The following is a 16,268-nucleotide window of genomic DNA, read 5'->3' on the forward strand; positions in this document are numbered from 1 at the left end:
GGTCAAAGGGGCAGGGGTCTTCCCTGCCAATCCTCAAAACAGCCGGTGGTGGCAAGGGACAGGGCGGCAAATCGGCCCATCAGCCCCTTGGCCGCCACCTCGGCCTCAATCTCGGCGCCGCTGCCGCCCATATCGGTGCGCACCCAGCCGGGGTGATAGATGCCCACCGCAATCCCCTCGGCCCGCAGATCGGTCGCCAGATTGCGCCCCAGATTGACCGCCGCCGCCTTGGACGCCCGATAGGCATAAGACCCGCCCGGCGCCCGCGCGCTTGACCCCATCTGCGAGGCGATGAGGGCGATCTTGCCGCCAGAGGCCCGCAGCGCCGGCAGATGCGCCTCAACGGTCAGCCAGACCCCCACGACATTGGTGGCAAAACTGTCCTGCCAGACCTGCGGACCATAGCCGGGCGTGGCCTTCTCGGCATAGATCCCCGCATTGCAGACCAGAAGCGACAGCGGCACCCCCGCCAGCCGGGCGGCAAGGGCGGATTGCGCGGCGGGGTCGGTCACCTCAAGCTGCTCCCAGCGCGGGCCGGAAAGGCCGGGGGTCGGGCCGCGCGTGGTGGCAATCACCTCCTGCCCGCGCGCCAGCGCCTCAACCGTCAGCGCCAGCCCGATGCCCCGCCCGGCGCCGGTGATCAGAACCGCCATCAGTTGGCCTTCCGGCCGGGCAGGAAGGGCAAGGGCGCCACCGGCACCCCGTCTTCGATCAGTTTGCGCGCCTCGTCGCCCCGCGTCTCGCCATAGATGGACCGGGCGGGGGCGTCGCCATCATGGATCGCCCGCGCCTCGGCTGCGAAATTCATGCCGACATATTCGGAATTTGCCTCGATCTGGCGGCGCAATTCGGCCAAGGCTGCCTCGGCTTCGCTCTGCGGCTGGTCCAGCCGGGGGCGTTCCGCCGCCTCGCCCGTGGCGACCTGCGGCGCCATCAGCGCCTTTTCGACATGGGCAGAACCACAGGCCGGGCAGGCGACATGCCCCGCCGCCCGCAGCGCATCATAGCCCGCAGCCGAAGCGAACCAGCTTTCAAACTCATGCGCCTTGTCACAGCGCAGGGCATAACGGATCATCTTGCAGGCGGTCCCAAGCCAAGGATGTCTGGGCGCAGACTGCGCCCGAACTCATTCCGCCGCAAGGGCGGTATCGACACCCAGCAGCATCGGCAGCGCCATCAGCAGGCCGCGCAGCTCGGGCTCGGCCACCTTGCGGGCGGCCTTGGCATGGTCGAACCACTTGCGGCGGCGCATCTTGCGTTCGGGAAACTTGTCGGCCAGCTCCGACACCCGCAAGCCATAGACATTCACCCTGCAATGCAGCGCCTGCCCGGGCTTCAGCAGCTTGTCATAGCAGAAGGCGCCGATCTCGCCCTCGTCCAGCGCGCCGCGCACGCCGGCCTCTTCCCAGGCTTCGCGCGCAGCCGCCCCGCCCAGGGTGAGGCCGCTCATCGGCCAGCCCTTCGGGATCACCCAGCGCCCGGTGTCGCGGCTGGTGATCAGCAGCACTTCAACGCTGCCACGATGTTTGCGCCAGCAGACGGCGCCGCATTGAATGGGCAGACCGTCGCGGTCTTCCGCGGTGGGGACAAGATCTTTGGGCACGGGTTACGCCTGTATCGGATGTCCGGGTCTGCGCCCGGATTGTAACAGTTTCATGACATAGAAATATGGGTATACAAAGGGAATATTACAATTCTTTCCCATTTGATACCCGGTTTTGCCCAAAAGCGCCTTTCAGGCCACCGGACTGTGCAAAGCGCGCAACACCGCCTGCACCACCGGCTCGCCGCCGTCCTGCGGTGTCAGGAGCCGGGTCGCCACCGTCGCAAGCGCCGCCTGACGCGCAGCCGAAAGCCCACGCAGCGCAGCGCCCAGATCTTCGGGCCGGGCAAGGCGCAGCGCGCCGCCCTCGGCGTCCAGCCGCGCGAAGGGGCCGGCGAAATTCTCGACATCGGGGCCATGCAGCAGCGCGCAGCCGGCACGGGCCGGCTCCCACGGGGTATGGCCGCCGCGCGGTGCGAAACTGCCACCAATCAGACAGGCGCCAGCCATGGCATACCAGCCCGCCATCTCGCCCAGCGTGTCGGCCAGATAGACCGGATGCACCGCCGCCTCCCCGCGCGAGCGCAAGCCATAGGCCACGCCGCGCCGGTCCAGCATCTCTTGCACCTCGGCGCTGCGGCGCGGATGGCGGGGGGCAAGGATCAAGAGGTCAAACTGATTGGGGGCGGCAAGAAAGCCGTCCAGCGCAATCTCCTCCTCGCCCTCATGGGTGGAGGCGGCGAGCAGAACCCGCTCACGCGGGGCAGGCGGCGCAAAGGGCAGCGGCCCCGCCGCCGCGCCGCCTTGTGCCTTCAGCACAACCACCGGCCCCGCCGCCGCCTCGGCCAGACCCAGCGCGCGATACCGCGCGAGTGAGGCACTGTCCTGCGCCGACAGCCACGACACCCGCGCCAGCGTGCCCCGGATCAGCCCGCCCGTCTTGGCCCAGCGTGCCGCCGAACGCTCCGACATCCGCGCGCCGATCACCAGCACCGCCACGCCGCGCCGGTCCGCCGCCGCAAGCCGCGACGGCCAAAGCTCGTTCTCGATCACCACCAGCGCCTGCGGCTCCCACAGGTCCAGAACCCGGCCCGGCGCCCCGGCGGTGTCCAGCGGCGCATAGGCCGCGACCACCCCCGGCAGACCCCAGCCCACCACCATCGCCCGCCCGGTGGCACTGTTGGCCGTGACCAGCACCTGCACCCCGGGCCGGGCCGCCAGCACCGCCTCAAGCACCCAGCGCGCCGAAGTCAGCTCACCGTTCGAGGCGCCGTGCAGCCAGAGGCGCGGCCCCGCCCGGTCCTCGGGCTGCGGCACGAAGCCCAGCCGCTCGGCCAGACCGCCGCGGATCAGCGCGGCCAGCATCAGCCCCGGCAGGGCCAGCACCATGAAAAGCTGATAGATCACCATGGCGCAGGACTATCCCGCCGCCGCCCCTCCGTCCAGTGCAGGCGGGCGGCGCGAGGGCCAGTCGGTGGCGCGGTGCCAGCCTTGCCCCAGCGCCAGCACCCTTGCATCGGCGCCCACCGGCCCGGCAAGCTGCATCCCCATCGGCAGGCTCTGCGGCCCGAACCCCACCGGCACCGACAAAGCAGGCAGACCGATCAGACTGATCGGAATGACCACTTCCATCCAGCGGTGATAGGTGTCCATCGCCCGCCCGCCGATCGCCTGCGGCCAGCGCCATTCGGCCGGGAAGGGCCAGACCTGCGCCACGGGCAGGGCGATAAAATCCACCTTTGAGAACAGCCGCGCCATATGGGCGTAATAACGGCTGCGGATCACGCTGGCCTCATGCACCGCCGCCGCCGTCAGGTTGCGGCCCTGCTCGATCTCCCACAGGGTTTCGGGCTTCAGAAGCGCGCGCTTGGCCGGATCGTCATGGATCGCGCGGAACCCACCCGCATTCAGCATGGCGCGCAGCGTGACCCAGGACTGCCAGAGCTTCTCGGCCGGGAAGGGCGGCGGCAGGGTTTCCACCACCGCACCCATCTCCTCAAACTGCCGCAGGGCCGTTTCGCAAAGCTCCAGAATCCCCGGCTCCATCGGATAGGCGCCGCCCCAATCGCCCAGCCAGGCGATCTTCACCCCGCCCAGGTCGCGGTCCAGCCCCGCGACATAATCCTCCACCGGGCGGCCAAAGGGCACCTCGGGGTTTTCGCCCGCCTGCACAGCCAGCAGCCGCGCCACATCCTCCACAGTGCGGCCCATCGGCCCCTCGGTCGCCAGCGTGGCGAGGAAGGTGTCGCCCTCGGCATCGCCCGGCACCAGCCCCCAACTGGGCCGGAAACCATAGACGTTGCAGAACCCCGCCGGATTGCGCAAAGACCCCATCATGTCGCTGCCATCGGCCACCGGCAGCATCCCCGCCGCCAACCCCGCCGCCGCCCCGCCCGACGATCCGCCCGCCGTCCGCGACAGGTCATAGGGGTTGCGCGTCACACCGAAGACCGGGTTGAAGGAATGGCTGCCATGGCCCCATTCCGGCGTGTTGGTCTTGCCGATGAAAACCGCCCCCGCCGCCCGCATTCTTGCGGCCAGAAGATCGTCCTTCGCCGGCACATGATCGGCAAAAAGCGGCGAACCCCATGTCGTCCGCACGCCTTTGACCGCGCAGAGATCCTTCACCGCCATCGGCAACCCATGCAGCCAGCCCGTGGGCGCCGCATCATCCGCCGCCCGCGCCTCGGCCATCAGCACATCGCGGTCGCGCAGCGACACCACGGCATTGACCGCGCCATTGACCGCCGCAATCCGGTCCAGATGCGCCGCCATCACCTCCGAGGGCGCCACGACCCGCGCCGCGATCATCCGCGCGAGGTCCGAGGCCGAATGCTGCCAAAGCTCCATTTGCCCTTCTCCAAATACTCTCGGGGGGAGGCCGCGTCCGCGGCCCGGGGGGCGAAGCGCCCCCGCACGCGCGTCAGCGCTCATAGGAATGATGCGGGGGCCATGGCCCCCGCATCGCCGTCAGATCACCCGTGGAAAAGGGCGCTTACTTCTGCAACTCGGTCCAGATCGCCGTCATGTACTCCTGCGCCTTGGGCGAGCAGGTCGGCAGGAAATGGCCCGATGCCTTGAACTCCTCCGGCGTCATCACTTCCGGCGCGGTCTTCATATCTTCAGGCATGAAGGCATCCGAGCCCGCGATGCCATTGGCATAGCGCGCGAAATCGGAAATCATCGCGGCATTCTCGGGCACCATGATGAAGTCGAGGAACTTGTAAGCCTCTTCCACGTTTTGCGCATCGGCCAGCAGGGCGACCGAATCCATGAACAGCGGATAGCCTTCCTTCGGATAGCCGTATTTCACATCCGGGTTGGCGGTGCGGGCGCGCATGGTCGAGCCGTTCCAGTTCACGCTCGCCGCCCAGTCGTTGTTCGACAGCTTTTCGGTGGCGCCGTAATCCATCGACAGCCAGTTCGGCTTGGCCGCCAGCAGCACGTCGCGCGCCTTTTTCAGCACTTCGGTATCTTCGGTGCAGGGTTCGCCGCCGACATACCAGATCGCCAGGTTCACCACGTCGTTCATTTCCGGCACGACGTTGATCTTGCCGACCAGCTCCGGCGGCACGTCAAGGAAGACGGCCGAGGTGTTGATGTCACCGCCGTAAACCTTGGTGTTCACCGCCACGCCGGTCGAACCCCATTGCCACGGAATGGTATAGGCGCGGCCCTTGTCCCACGGCACATCCTGCCATTCCGGGGCGATATTGCCCTTGTTGGCCAGCTTGCTGGCGTCCAGCGGCACGATCAGGCCCTTTTCCACCCAGATCGGCACATAGTTGGCCGAGGGCACCACAAGGTCAAAACCCGAACCACCCGCCTCGACCTTGGCCAGAGCGGCATCGTTGCTGTCGTAGTCGGTCACCGTCACGGTGATGCCGGTTTCCGCCTTGAACTTCTCCAAGAGCGCGGGCGAGGTGTAGTTGCCCCAGTTGTAAAGCTGCAGCACGCCTTCGGCATGGGCAAGTGCGGTGCCCGACAACAGCAGCGCGGTTGCGGTCAGAATCTTCTTCATGGTCTTCTCCCGGTTGGTTGTTCTTGGTCTTAGTCGTTCTTGCGCGTCAGCAGGAAGAACGCGGTCAGAATGGCCACGGTCAGCATCAGCAGCATGGTCGAGATCGCATTGATTTCCGGCGTAAGCTGCCGGCGCATCTGGCCCAGCATATAGGTGGGCAGGGTGTCCTGCCCGCCGGATTTGACGAATTCGGTGATCACCACATCGTCCAGACTGATCACGAAGGCCAGCATCGCCCCGGCGATGATCCCCGGCCCCAAAAGCGGCAGCGTTACCCGGCGGAAGGTCTGCCATGGCGTGGCGTAAAGATCGGCCGCGGCGGTCTCGAGGCTGAGGTCCATCCCCTCAAGCCGCGCCCGGATCGGCAGATAGGCAAAGGGAATGCAGAAGGCCGAATGCGCCAGGATCAGATAGCCCAGCCCCTGATACCCTGTCGCCACCTTGATGGCGGCGAAAAAGATCAGCAGCGCGACGGCGGTCACGATTTCCGGCACCATCAGCGGCTGATTGATCATCACATAGATGAAGGTCTGGCCGCGGAACGCCTTGCGCCGGGTGGTGCCAAGCGCGGCCATGGTGGCCGCCGCCGTGGCGATGGCGCTGGCCGAAACCGCGATGAGCAGCGACCGCAGCGTCGCCTCCTTGACCTGAGTATTGGCCCAGGCCTTGGCATACCAGTCGAGCGAGAAGCCCCCCCAGACCGCCACCGACTGGCTGGCGTTGAAGGAATAAGCGACAAGGGTGAAGATCGGCACATAAAGCGCCAGAAACACCAGAACCGCCGTGGTGGTAAAGCCGGGCAGCCGCACGGCCGAGAAGCTTTGCCTAGCCATGGGCATTCTCCCGGTTGGCAAACCGCACATAGATCAAGAGCGCCACCATCACCACGACCAGAAGCGCCATCGACAGCGCCGACCCCAGCGGCCAGTTGCGGCCCTGACCGAACTGCAATTCGATGAAATTGCCAATCATCATCTGCTTGCCCCCGCCCAGCACCCGTGGCGTGACATAGGCGCCCAGCGAGGGCACAAAGACCAGAATGGACCCCGCCACGATCCCCGGTTTCACGATGGGCAGGATCACCCGGCGCAGAACCTGAAGTCGGCTGGCATAAAGATCATAGCCCGCCTCCAGAAGCCGCATGTCGAAACGGTCGATGGCGGCAAACAGCGGCAGCACCATCAGCGGCAGATAGACATAAGTCATGCCGACAAAGATGGCGAAGGGGCCGTAAAGCATGTCCAGCGGCACCTCGATCACCCCGAGTTTCAAAAGGACCGCGTTCACCAGCCCCTCTTTGCGCAAAACCTCGTTGATCGCATAGGTGCGGATCAGCAGGTTGGTCCAGAACGGAATGGTGATCAGGAACAGCCAGAGCGCCCGCGCCTTGGGCGGCCTTGTGGCGATGAACCATGCGGTGGGAAAGCCCACGACAAAGGTGATCAGCGTCGTCAGAATCGACAGTTTGACCGACCGCCAGAAGATCGTGAGGTGGGCATCGGCCAGCACCATCGTATCGTCGAAAATATCCTTGGTGAACAGGATGCCGCGCCAGCCATCCAGGCTGAACCCCCATTCCACATTGCCGTATTGGCCCTTGAGCAGGAAGGAATAGACCAGCACGATCAAGAGGGGCCCCGCCGCGGCGACGGTCAGCAGGATCAGCGCCGGCGCCGACAACAGCCAGGCATTGCGGATGGTGCGGGCCCCTTGGGCCTTTTCGGCGGGGCTCATCGCTAATCCTCCAGCACCTGAACCGCGCCGGGGGCAAAGCGGATGCCCACCTTCTCGCCGGGGTTCAGCGCCATCTCGCCGGTCACGCCGGACACCACGCAGGCTTCGATCTCGCTGCCATCGGCAAGGGCAAGCTGATAATTCATGTCGGTGCCGAAATAGACCGCGCCCTTGACGGTGGCGGGCATCGCGCCGGGGCTGTCCGCCGCCTCGATCCGCACATGTTCGGGGCGCACGGCAAGGGTGACGGCACCGGGCCGGGTCACCGCCGCCTCGATCAGCGCGCCCGAGGGCAGGCGCACGCCGCCCGGCGCCGAACTCCCCGTCAGGAAGTTGGTGTCGCCGATGAAGCTGGCGACAAAGCGGTTCACCGGGCGGGTGTAAATCTCGCGCGGGGTGCCGACCTGTTGCAGTTTGCCCGCGCTCATCACGCCGATGCGGTCGCTCATGGTCAGGGCCTCTTCCTGATCATGGGTGACGAAGATGAAGGTGATGCCGGTTTCATGTTGCAACCGCTTCAGCTCGACCTGCATTTCCTTGCGCAGCTTCAGGTCCAGCGCCGACAGCGGTTCATCCAAGAGCAGCACCTTGGGTTTCGGCGCCAGGGCCCGGGCCAGCGCCACGCGCTGTTGCTGGCCGCCCGAAAGCTGGCTGGTCTTGCGCGTTGCCATCGCATCCAGCTTGACCAGCGCCAGCATCCGCGCCGTGGTTTCCTTGACTTCCGCCGCCGGTTTGCCCTGCATCTGCAAGCCGAAGGCCACATTCTGCGCCACCGTCAGATGCGGAAACAGCGCATAGCTTTGAAACACCGTATTCACCGGGCGCTTGTTGGGCGGCAGGTAAGTGATGTCCTGCCCGTCCAAGAGGATCGTGCCATCGGTCGGCATCTCGAACCCGGCGATCAGGCGCAGAAGCGTGGTCTTGCCGCAGCCCGAGGGGCCAAGCAGGGTAAAGAACTCTCCCTGCCGGATTTCGACCGAGACATCGTTCAGTGCCCGCACCTCGCCTTCGCCCTGACCAAAGGCCTTGACCACATTGCGCGCTTCGATGGCCAGACGGCCCGGTTCGGCCGGTGTCGGTGCCGGGCTCGCTGACTGGCTCACGGTGACTCGCTCCCTGTTGTTTTGATCATATTGAGCCGGGCTTGACCCGCGACGCAACGAATACTTGGCCGAAGCGTTGCATCGGTTTTTCCGATGTCAAGCCAAGGGCGCCCGCAGATCGCCCCAGGGTTGCGCCGCCTCCAGTTCGGCGCACAGCGCGATGAGGGTTTCATCGTCCCCGAACGGCGCCGCCAAATGCAGCCCGATGGGCAAACTTCCAGCGGACATCGCCATCGGCAGGCTGGCGGCGGGCTGGCCGCTGGCATTGAAGACGGCGCAGAAGGGGGAATAGGGAAACACCCCCTGCGGCCCCAGACGGAAGCCGATGTAATCCTCGGTCTGGTGGCTGAACCTGCCGATGCGGGCAGGAGGTTCGGCCAGTGTGGCCGACAGCAGGATATCCCAGCCCTGATCGAACCAGCCGGCCATCTGGCGGCCAAAGGCGTGAATCTCGCCCACCGCCGCAAGGTATCGGGTCGGATGCAGGGTTTCGGCATGGGCAAGGGCACCGCGGCTGACGCCCTCGACCAGATCGGGCGTGGCCGGGCGGCCTTTCAGCAGCTTTTGCAGCGACAGGGCGGTGCCCACGGCAACGATATCGGTCCAGGCCCGCATCATCATCGGCACATCCGCCGTGGGCAGGGCAGGGGCCACATGATGGCCAAGGCTTTCCAGAAGCCGCCCGGTGGCGCGCACCGCCTCGGCCACTTCGGGGTGGATCGGGTCGCCGGTGAAGCTGGTGTCGCAGATCGCCACGCGCAGGCGGCGGGGCGGGCGGCTGATGGCATCCATATGGCTGCGGACCAGCGGCGGCGCGACATAGGGCGCACCGGGGTCGGCCCCCGCGCAGGCATCCAGCATCGCCGCCTGATCGCGGACCGAACGGGTCAGGAACCCGTCAATCGCCATCCCGGCCCAGCCTTCGCCCGCGTAAGGCCCATCCGGCAGACGTGCCCGCGTCGGTTTGAACCCCACCAGACCGCAGCTGGCGGCCGGAATGCGCACCGATCCGCCGCCGTCGCTGCCATGGGCCATGGCGACGATCCCCGCCGCCACCGCCGCACCCGCGCCGCCCGATGAACCGCCCGGCGTATGGTCAAGGTTCCACGGGTTGCGGGTGGGGCCGCCATAAACCTTTGCCTCGGTTGCGGCACCGATGCCGCTTTCGGGGGCAGTTGTGCGCCCGAATGTCACCAGCCCGGTCGCCTGCATCCGGGCAAAGATCGCCGAATCGCCCGGATAGCGGGTGTTCATCTGGAGACGACTGCCGTTGTGGCCCGGAAAATCCACCGCCTCGCAGCCCAGATCCTTGAGCAGGAACGGCACGCCCCGGAACGGCCCGCGCGGCAGACCCGCCGCGATGGCGGCCCGCGCCGGCCCTTCCTGCACCAGAACCACCGCGTTCAGTGCCGGATTGCGTGCCGCGACCGCGGCAAGGGCCGCGTCCAGCAATTCCTCTGCCGACACCTCGCGCCGCGCCACCAGCGCCGCCAGCGCGGTCGCATCCCTTTGTCCCAGATCGCCGATCATCGTCTGTCCCCCTGCATTCTGGCCCAGCCTCCGCCGGGCGGCGGCCCGCGTCCATCCCGCCCGCGCCCTGCCGTGGCCCGGATGCGACGCCCCGCCCACCTGCGGCGACAAGCGCGGCAAGAGCCGCTTGACAGCGCCGCGGCGCAGCCTATGCAGGTCTGGCCTCAGGTTCCGGTCTTGCAGCCGGATGAAAAGGGAATTTGGTGCTGGCCTCCGGGCCTGATGCCAAAGCTGCCCCCGCAACTGTAAGCGGCGAGCGACGGCGAAAACGGCCACTGGGAAACCGGGAAGGCCCGCCCGAGCAAAGACCCGCGAAGCCAGGAGACCTGCCGAGGTGATCACCCTTTCCGCCGCGCGGGGTGCGCGGAGGAGGCGGCTCTCCGCCAGAGGTGACGTTCACACCTCGCGGGCGGATCACCTCTTCCTGCGGCAGCGCATCGCGGACGGTGAACCGTCCGAAAGGGGTAAGTATGAAGCAAAGCATCATCTCGGCATTGGCCCTGTCGGCGGCAATGGGACTTCCGGCCCGGGCGCAGGACAGCACCGATGGTCTCATCATCCTTGATCCGGTCACCCTGTCGGCCAACCGGACGGCAACCGAGGCCAACCGCACCGGCGCCTCGGTTTCGGTGATCACCAAGGTAGATCTTCAGGCGAGCGGCGGCCTGTCGCCGCTGACGGTGCTGGCCGGGCTGCCGGGCTTGTCCTTTTCGCAGCAGGGCGGCTTGGGCCAATCGGCCAATCTGCGCATCCGCGGCGCCGATACCCGCTATATCGCCGTCTATTTCGACGGCATCCGCATCACCGACCCTTCTTCGACTCAGACCGCGCTGGATTATGGCACCCTACCGACCCTGGGCATCGCCGGTGTCGAAGTGTTGCGCGGCAGTCAGTCGGCGCTGTGGGGCGGCTCTGCCGTGGGCGGCGTGATCAACTTCACCTCTGCCGCCGCGGAAGAGGAGGGGGTGCATCAGGAGGTGGCGCTGCAAGCCGGCGATCTCGGCACCGCCGCCCTCAGCTATAGCCTGACGCAGAAGACCGGCGATCTGGAGACGGCGCTGACCCTGTCGCACAGCCAGACCGACGGCTATTCGGCAGCCGCGATCGGCACCGAACGGGATGCGGCCCGGCTCTCGCGCCTGTCGCTGACCGGGAAATACCATGTCACGGACACGCTGACGCTGGGCGCCGCCGCCTTCACGCAATATTCGGATGTGGATTACGACGGCTATGATCCCTTCACCTATACGCTGGAAGATCAGGACAATGCCCTGCGCCGCCGCGAGGCAGGGGCGCGGCTTTTCGCCGAACTCTCGGCGGGCAATACCGAACATGTCTTCGATCTGACGCGCTATGACATCGGCCGGGTCTATGACGACGAATTCAGCCCCGCCGATTATGATGCCAGCCGCACCACGCTGGGCTGGACCGCGACGACCGAAGTGTCGGATCAGATCAAGCTGGTTTACGGCGCCGACTGGATGCGCGAAGAGGCAAGCTATACGAACCTGACCTCCGGCTCTGCCGATACCCGGCAATACGGCGGCTTTGCGCAAGTGCTTTGGGCGCCGCGCGACGATCTGGACCTGGCCGCGACGCTGCGGCGTGACGAACATTCCTCGTATGGCGGTTTCACCTCGGGCCGTCTGGCGCTGGCCTGGCGTCCGGCCGAGGGCACGACGCTGCGCGCGGCGCTGGCAACGGGGTTCCGGGCGCCGTCGCTGGACGAGCTTTATGGCGACTATCCGGCCTTCTTCTTTCACGGCAACCCGGATCTGACGCCCGAGGAAAGCACCAGCTATGAACTGGGGATCGAGCAGGAATTCGGCGCGGGCGCCCGCCTGACCGCCACCTTGTTCCGGCTGAACATCGACAATCTGATCGCCACTTCGGCCGATTATTCCTCGCTTGAAAATGTGGCGGGGCAGTCGGTGCGACAGGGGCTGGAACTGGGTGCAGAGGTGAACCTTGGCGAAGCGGCCACGCTGGGCCTGTCCTATACCTATATCGACGCCACGCGGGCCACGGGCACGCGGCTCGCGCTGGTGCCGCGCCATGACCTGACGCTGAAACTGGACGCCCAACTGGCCGACCGGGTGAAGGCGGGGGTTTCGGTGCATCACGTCGCCGACCGGCTGGATGATTTCGCCAGCTTCCAGATGCCCGACTATACCGTGGTCGATGCCCGCATCAGCTATGACCTGAACGGGGAAACCGAGGTTTGGGGCGGGGTCGGGAACCTGTTCGATCAGGATTATCAGACCTCCAACGGCTTTGCCGCGCCGGGACGGACGATCTATGTCGGCCTGCGCAAGAGCTTCTGAACTGGTGCTGGCGCTGGCTTTGGCCAGCGCCGCGCCCCCCGCCATGGCCGAAGGGCCGCGGCGGGTGGTTTCCATCAATCTTTGCACCGATCAGCTTGCCATGCTGCTGGCCGCACCCGGGCAGCTTCTGTCGGTCAGCCATCTTGCCCGCGAGCCGCAATCCTCGTCCATGTCCGAGGCGGCGCTGGCCTATGGCGAAAACCACGGGCAGGCCGAAGAGGTGTTCCGCCTTGCCCCCGATCTGGTGCTGGCGGGCAGCTATACCGCGCTGGGAACGGTCGATCTGCTGCGGCGTCTGGGCGTTCCGGTGGTGCAGGTGCCCCCGGCCAATACGCTGGACGAGGCAGTCGAGCAGGTCCGCACCGTTGGCCATGCTCTGGGTCAGGATGCCAAGGCCGAGGCGATGGCACGCGATTTCGCGGCCGGTATCGCCGCCGCCCGGGTGACGGGGGGCAGGCATTCCGGCGCCTTCTACCATCCCAACGGTTATACCACCGGCAGCGGCACGCTGGCCGATGCGGTGATGCAATTGACCGGCTTTGACAATGTGGGCGCCACGGCGGGGGTGACGGGCGGCGGCGTGCTGCCGCTTGAACGGCTGGTGCTGGCCGCGCCGGACCTGCTGGTTACGTCAGAACCCTATCCCGGCGCCTCGCGTGCAGAAGAAATCCTGACGCATCCGGCCTTGGCGGCAGCCGAGGCGAAGGCTGTGGGGTTGAACAGCGATGCCGACTGGGTGTGCGGCACGCCCCATCTTCTGCGCGCCATTGCCGCGATGGGGGCGGCGCATGACCGGCTGGGGGCGGCGGAATGAATGGAAGATTTTCCTCCGAAAAATCTTCGGGTTGCGCCCTGCAATGAAGGTATTCATTTCACTGTCCCTTCTGGTTTTGGCACTCTTTGCCGCCTCGCTCCTGACCGGGCCGGCGGGGCTGGGCCTGGGCGAGAGTCTTGCCGCGCTTGTCACCGGCAAGGGCGAGGCGCTGGTTCTGGTCATGCGTGAAATCCGGCTGCCGCGTGCGATTCTGGGGGCGCTGGTGGGTGCGGCCTTGGGGCTTTCGGGGGCGGCGATGCAGGGGTATCTGCGAAATCCTCTGGCAGAACCGGGGATTATTGGCATTTCCTCAAGCTCTTCCTTAGGAGCTGTTCTGGCGCTGCAAACCGGCATGGCCGCAGCTTTCCCGCTGGCGCTGCCGCTGTCGGCGCTGTCCGGGGCGGCGGTGGCGGTTCTGCTGATCCTGACCTTGGCCGGGCCGCGCGGCGGGGCGCTGGCGCTGATCCTTGCCGGGATCGCCATTTCGGCGTTGGCGGGGGCGGCAACCTCGCTGGTGCTTAACCTGTCGCCCAATCCCTTTGCCGCGATGGAGATTGTCTTCTGGATGATGGGATCGCTGGCCGACCGCTCGATGCAGCATGTCTGGCTGGCCGCACCCTTCATGCTGGCGGGGATGGCGGTGCTGTTGCGGCTGGGCCGGGGTCTGGATGCGCTGACGCTGGGGGCCGATGCCGCGGCCACGATGGGGGTGAACCTGATCCGGTTGCGCTGGGGGGTGATCCTGGGCACCGCGCTGGCCGTGGGGGCTTCGGTGGCGGTGGCGGGGGCCGTGGGCTTTGTCGGGCTGGTGGTGCCGCATCTCTTGCGGCCGCTGGTGGGCGCGCGGCCGTCGCGGCTGTTGCCGGCGGCGATGCTGGGCGGGGCGGCCATGGTGCTGGCGGCGGATGTGGCGGTGCGGCTGATCGCGCCGGATCAGGATCTGAAGCTGGGCGTGCTGACCGCACTGATCGGGGCGCCGTTCTTTCTGCATCTGATCTGGCGGCTGCGGGGGGATGAGGCATGAGCCTGTTGCAGCTTACCGGACTGAGCGTGCTGCGCGGGCAATGCCCCGTGGTGGACCGGGTGAGCCTGACCGTGGAGGCGGGCGAATTCGTCGGCTTGATCGGGCCGAACGGGGCGGGCAAAACCTCGCTCCTGCGCGGCGCGCTGGGGCTTTTGCCGCATCTTGGGCATTCGTCGCTGGCGGTGCTGCCGCCCTTGGCGCGGGCGCGGGCGGCGGCCTTTCTGCCACAGGGGCGCGAGATTGCCTGGCCGGTCAGCGTTGCCGCGCTGGTGGCGCTGGGACGGGGCGCGCAACGGACGCGGGGCGCTGTGGCGGACCGGGCGGCGGTTGACCTTGCGCTGGCCCGGATGGGGCTGTCGGGGTTCCGCGACCGGCCTGCCACGGCGCTTTCGGGGGGCGAGCAGGCGCGGGTGCTGATCGCGCGGGCGCTGGCGCAGGAAACGCCGCTCTTGCTGGCGGACGAGCCGGTGGCGGGGCTGGACCCCGAGGCGCAATTGCGCACGATGGAGGTCTTCGCCGGGCTGGCGCGCGAGGGGCGGGGGGTTGTCGCCTCGATCCACGATCTTGGGCTGGCGGCGCGGGCCTGCACGCGGCTGGTATTGCTGCACCGCGGGCAGATCGTGGCCGACGGGGCGCCGCGGGAGGTGCTGTCGGAGGCCAATCTGGCCGAGGTGTTCGGCGTGCGTGGGTTCCATGCCGAAACCCCGGATGGCCCGGTGTTTCAGCCGATGGGGGTGATCCGGTGAATGTGACGCTGGACCGGCCATGGCTGCGCATGGCGCTGCCGCGCGAGATGCGGGTGTTGAGCTGGGCACCGCATGGCGCGGGCTATACGCGCGCCGATACGATCCTCTGGCGCGAGGTGAAGAATGCCGATCTGGTGCCGGGCTTCGATGCCGAAAGCTGGCTGTCGGCGCAGATGCCGCCGGGGGCGGTGGGGATGCTGACCTCGCGCGATATCGGCACCTTTCATCAGGCGCGGGCCGAGGTTGAGGGTGTGGCCTGCTGGTGCGTGGCCACCGTGGGCCTGTCGAATGGTGAGGCGGTGGGGCGACGGCTGCCCTATCACACGGCGGATTTCGGCACGATCAATCTGGGCATCGCGCTGCAAGCCGGGCTGACCGAGGCGGCCCAGCTTGAGGCGCTGACGATCGCGGTGCAGGCCCGCACCGTGGGTGTATATGAGGCCGGGGTAGAGGCGGCGACGGGCCGCGTCACCGGCACCGGCACCGATTGCGTGGCGCTGGCCTGCGATTCCGGGGACGGACGCTATGCCGGTTTGCATACGGCTGTGGGGGAGGCGGTTGGTGCTGCGGTGCGGCAGGCTGTTGCACGGGCGTGCAAGGATTGGGTGATCTGGCGCGATGCCGAAAGGGCGCGGCGGGGCGGGGCATGAGCTATCGCCGCATCGTCTGCCTGACCGAAGAGACGGTGGAAACCCTTTATCTTCTGGGACAGGAGGCGCGGATCGTCGGTGTGACCGGCTATGCCGTGCGCCCGGCGCGGGTGCGGGCGGAAAAGCCACGCATCGGCGCCTTTACCTCGGCAGATGTGCCAAAGATTCTTGGGCTGCGGCCCGATCTTGTGCTGGGGTTTTCGGATCTTCAGGCTGATATCGCCGCCGAACTGATCCGCGCCGGGATCGAGGTGCATATCTTCAATCAGCGCGATGTGGCCGGTATTCTGCGGATGATCCGCAACCTTGGCGCGATGATCGGCTGCGCCGATCAGGCCGGGGCGCTGGCCGCAGGGTATGAGGAGCGGATCGCCGCGCTGCGCAGCGTTGCACGTCCGTGCAATCCGGGCGTCTTTATCGAGGAATGGGATGTGCCGCTGATCTCCGGCATCGGCTGGGTGTCGGAACTGGTGGAGATTGCGGGCGGGCGGGATGTATTTGCCGAACGGGCCGCCGAAGCGCTGGCCAAAGACCGCATCCTGGGGCCCGAAGAGGTGCCGCCGCGGGCGCCCGATGTGATCCTTGCCAGTTGGTGCGGCAAGAAGGTGGTTCCCGCGCGCATCGCCGCCCGGCCCGGCTGGGACAGCATTCCGGCGGTTCGCAACGGGCGCATCCATGAAATCAAATCGCCGCTGATCCTGCAGCCGGGGCCGGCGGCGCTGAGTGACGGGCTGGATGCCATCCTGCGGGCGCTTTGGCCCGAAGGTGGCTGACGGTCC

16 protein-coding genes and 1 riboswitch are annotated in these 16,268 nt (G+C 67.1%); of the genes, 6 read left to right on the forward strand and 10 right to left on the reverse strand.

Annotation, left to right across the window (positions count from 1 at the left end; all coding sequences use genetic code 11):
- Positions 1 to 2 precede the first annotated feature (2 nt).
- The 10 genes from HS053_RS15775 to HS053_RS15820 all read right to left on the reverse strand — a co-directional run bounded on the left by HS053_RS15775 (position 3) and on the right by HS053_RS15820 (position 9,931).
- Entirely contained in the window at positions 3 to 653 is a 651-nt protein-coding gene (locus HS053_RS15775) for an SDR family NAD(P)-dependent oxidoreductase (protein ID WP_174212233.1), read from the reverse strand.
- Positions 653 to 1,075: a DUF1178 family protein gene (locus HS053_RS15780; RefSeq protein ID WP_174212234.1), complete on the reverse strand. Its 423-nt coding sequence runs from the start codon at positions 1,073 to 1,075 to the stop codon at positions 653 to 655. Before HS053_RS15780 ends, HS053_RS15775 begins: the two co-directional genes overlap by 1 nt.
- Positions 1,076 to 1,126: 51 nt before the next feature.
- A complete protein-coding gene (locus tag HS053_RS15785; RefSeq protein ID WP_174212235.1) occupies positions 1,127 to 1,603 on the reverse strand; it encodes an NUDIX domain-containing protein in 477 nt (158 codons plus the stop codon).
- 132 nt (positions 1,604 to 1,735) lie between these two features.
- A complete protein-coding gene (locus HS053_RS15790) occupies positions 1,736 to 2,953 on the reverse strand; it encodes a 3-deoxy-D-manno-octulosonic acid transferase (RefSeq protein WP_174212236.1) in 1,218 nt (405 codons plus the stop codon).
- A gap of 9 nt (positions 2,954 to 2,962) precedes the next feature.
- Positions 2,963 to 4,393, reverse strand: a complete 1,431-nt coding sequence (locus tag HS053_RS15795) for an amidase (protein WP_174212237.1) — start codon at positions 4,391 to 4,393, stop codon at positions 2,963 to 2,965.
- A 145-nt stretch (positions 4,394 to 4,538) separates the two neighbouring features.
- Positions 4,539 to 5,564 carry an extracellular solute-binding protein gene (locus HS053_RS15800; protein WP_174212238.1) on the reverse strand — a complete coding sequence of 342 codons (1,026 nt, stop codon included), beginning with the start codon at positions 5,562 to 5,564 and terminating at the stop codon, positions 4,539 to 4,541.
- A gap of 29 nt (positions 5,565 to 5,593) precedes the next feature.
- Positions 5,594 to 6,397, reverse strand: coding sequence for an ABC transporter permease (locus tag HS053_RS15805; RefSeq protein ID WP_174212239.1), 804 nt, complete (start codon positions 6,395 to 6,397; stop codon positions 5,594 to 5,596).
- Positions 6,390 to 7,298 carry an ABC transporter permease gene (locus HS053_RS15810; protein WP_174212240.1) on the reverse strand — a complete coding sequence of 303 codons (909 nt, stop codon included), beginning with the start codon at positions 7,296 to 7,298 and terminating at the stop codon, positions 6,390 to 6,392. Before HS053_RS15810 ends, HS053_RS15805 begins: the two co-directional genes overlap by 8 nt.
- 2 nt (positions 7,299 to 7,300) lie before the next feature.
- Positions 7,301 to 8,401: an ABC transporter ATP-binding protein gene (locus HS053_RS15815; protein WP_458358903.1), complete on the reverse strand. Its 1,101-nt coding sequence runs from the start codon at positions 8,399 to 8,401 to the stop codon at positions 7,301 to 7,303.
- 96 nt (positions 8,402 to 8,497) lie between these two features.
- On the reverse strand, positions 8,498 to 9,931 hold the full coding sequence (locus HS053_RS15820; protein ID WP_174212241.1) for an amidase: 1,434 nt from the start codon (positions 9,929 to 9,931) through the stop codon (positions 8,498 to 8,500).
- Positions 9,932 to 10,080: 149 nt separating this feature from the next.
- Positions 10,081 to 10,278: riboswitch (cobalamin riboswitch) on the forward strand.
- 123 nt (positions 10,279 to 10,401) lie between these two features.
- On the opposite strand from HS053_RS15820, the gene HS053_RS15825 reads away from it, so the two are divergent.
- Genes HS053_RS15825 through HS053_RS15850 form a run of 6 tightly spaced genes read left to right on the forward strand, consistent with a single transcriptional unit; the run spans position 10,402 to position 16,262 of the window.
- The gene (locus tag HS053_RS15825; protein ID WP_174212242.1) at positions 10,402 to 12,255 is read left to right on the forward strand and encodes a TonB-dependent receptor plug domain-containing protein; all 1,854 of its coding nucleotides are present in this window, start codon (positions 10,402 to 10,404) and stop codon (positions 12,253 to 12,255) included.
- Positions 12,230 to 13,069, forward strand: a complete 840-nt coding sequence (locus HS053_RS15830; RefSeq protein WP_174212243.1) for an ABC transporter substrate-binding protein — start codon at positions 12,230 to 12,232, stop codon at positions 13,067 to 13,069. The genes HS053_RS15825 and HS053_RS15830 overlap by 26 nt, the downstream gene beginning before the upstream one ends.
- A 43-nt stretch (positions 13,070 to 13,112) precedes the next feature.
- Complete coding sequence (locus tag HS053_RS15835) at positions 13,113 to 14,093, forward strand: FecCD family ABC transporter permease (protein WP_458358904.1); 981 nt, start codon at positions 13,113 to 13,115, stop codon at positions 14,091 to 14,093.
- Positions 14,090 to 14,839, forward strand: coding sequence for an ABC transporter ATP-binding protein (locus tag HS053_RS15840; RefSeq protein WP_174212245.1), 750 nt, complete (start codon positions 14,090 to 14,092; stop codon positions 14,837 to 14,839). Before HS053_RS15835 ends, HS053_RS15840 begins: the two co-directional genes overlap by 4 nt.
- Positions 14,836 to 15,489, forward strand: coding sequence for an adenosylcobinamide amidohydrolase (locus tag HS053_RS15845; protein ID WP_347233342.1), 654 nt, complete (start codon positions 14,836 to 14,838; stop codon positions 15,487 to 15,489). Before HS053_RS15840 ends, HS053_RS15845 begins: the two co-directional genes overlap by 4 nt.
- Positions 15,486 to 16,262 carry a cobalamin-binding protein gene (locus HS053_RS15850; RefSeq protein ID WP_174212246.1) on the forward strand — a complete coding sequence of 259 codons (777 nt, stop codon included), beginning with the start codon at positions 15,486 to 15,488 and terminating at the stop codon, positions 16,260 to 16,262. Before HS053_RS15845 ends, HS053_RS15850 begins: the two co-directional genes overlap by 4 nt.
- Positions 16,263 to 16,268 lie beyond the last annotated feature (6 nt).

Source organism: Tabrizicola fusiformis (genome assembly GCF_013328815.1).
Classification (GTDB): domain Bacteria; phylum Pseudomonadota; class Alphaproteobacteria; order Rhodobacterales; family Rhodobacteraceae; genus Fuscibacter.

Coding starts and splice junctions, on each gene's coding strand:
- HS053_RS15835 (WP_458358904.1), top strand. CDS start 13,113: ATGAAGGTATTCATTTCACTGTCCCTTCTGGTTTTGGCACTCTTTGCC.
- HS053_RS15805 (WP_174212239.1), bottom strand. CDS start 6,397: ATGGCTAGGCAAAGCTTCTCGGCCGTGCGGCTGCCCGGCTTTACCACC.
- HS053_RS15800 (WP_174212238.1), bottom strand. CDS start 5,564: ATGAAGAAGATTCTGACCGCAACCGCGCTGCTGTTGTCGGGCACCGCA.
- HS053_RS15790 (WP_174212236.1), bottom strand. CDS start 2,953: ATGGTGATCTATCAGCTTTTCATGGTGCTGGCCCTGCCGGGGCTGATG.
- HS053_RS15780 (WP_174212234.1), bottom strand. CDS start 1,075: ATGATCCGTTATGCCCTGCGCTGTGACAAGGCGCATGAGTTTGAAAGC.
- HS053_RS15820 (WP_174212241.1), bottom strand. CDS start 9,931: ATGATCGGCGATCTGGGACAAAGGGATGCGACCGCGCTGGCGGCGCTG.
- HS053_RS15775 (WP_174212233.1), bottom strand. CDS start 653: ATGGCGGTTCTGATCACCGGCGCCGGGCGGGGCATCGGGCTGGCGCTG.
- HS053_RS15795 (WP_174212237.1), bottom strand. CDS start 4,393: ATGGAGCTTTGGCAGCATTCGGCCTCGGACCTCGCGCGGATGATCGCG.
- HS053_RS15850 (WP_174212246.1), top strand. CDS start 15,486: ATGAGCTATCGCCGCATCGTCTGCCTGACCGAAGAGACGGTGGAAACC.
- HS053_RS15810 (WP_174212240.1), bottom strand. CDS start 7,298: ATGAGCCCCGCCGAAAAGGCCCAAGGGGCCCGCACCATCCGCAATGCC.
- HS053_RS15830 (WP_174212243.1), top strand. CDS start 12,230: ATGTCGGCCTGCGCAAGAGCTTCTGAACTGGTGCTGGCGCTGGCTTTG.
- HS053_RS15840 (WP_174212245.1), top strand. CDS start 14,090: ATGAGCCTGTTGCAGCTTACCGGACTGAGCGTGCTGCGCGGGCAATGC.
- HS053_RS15825 (WP_174212242.1), top strand. CDS start 10,402: ATGAAGCAAAGCATCATCTCGGCATTGGCCCTGTCGGCGGCAATGGGA.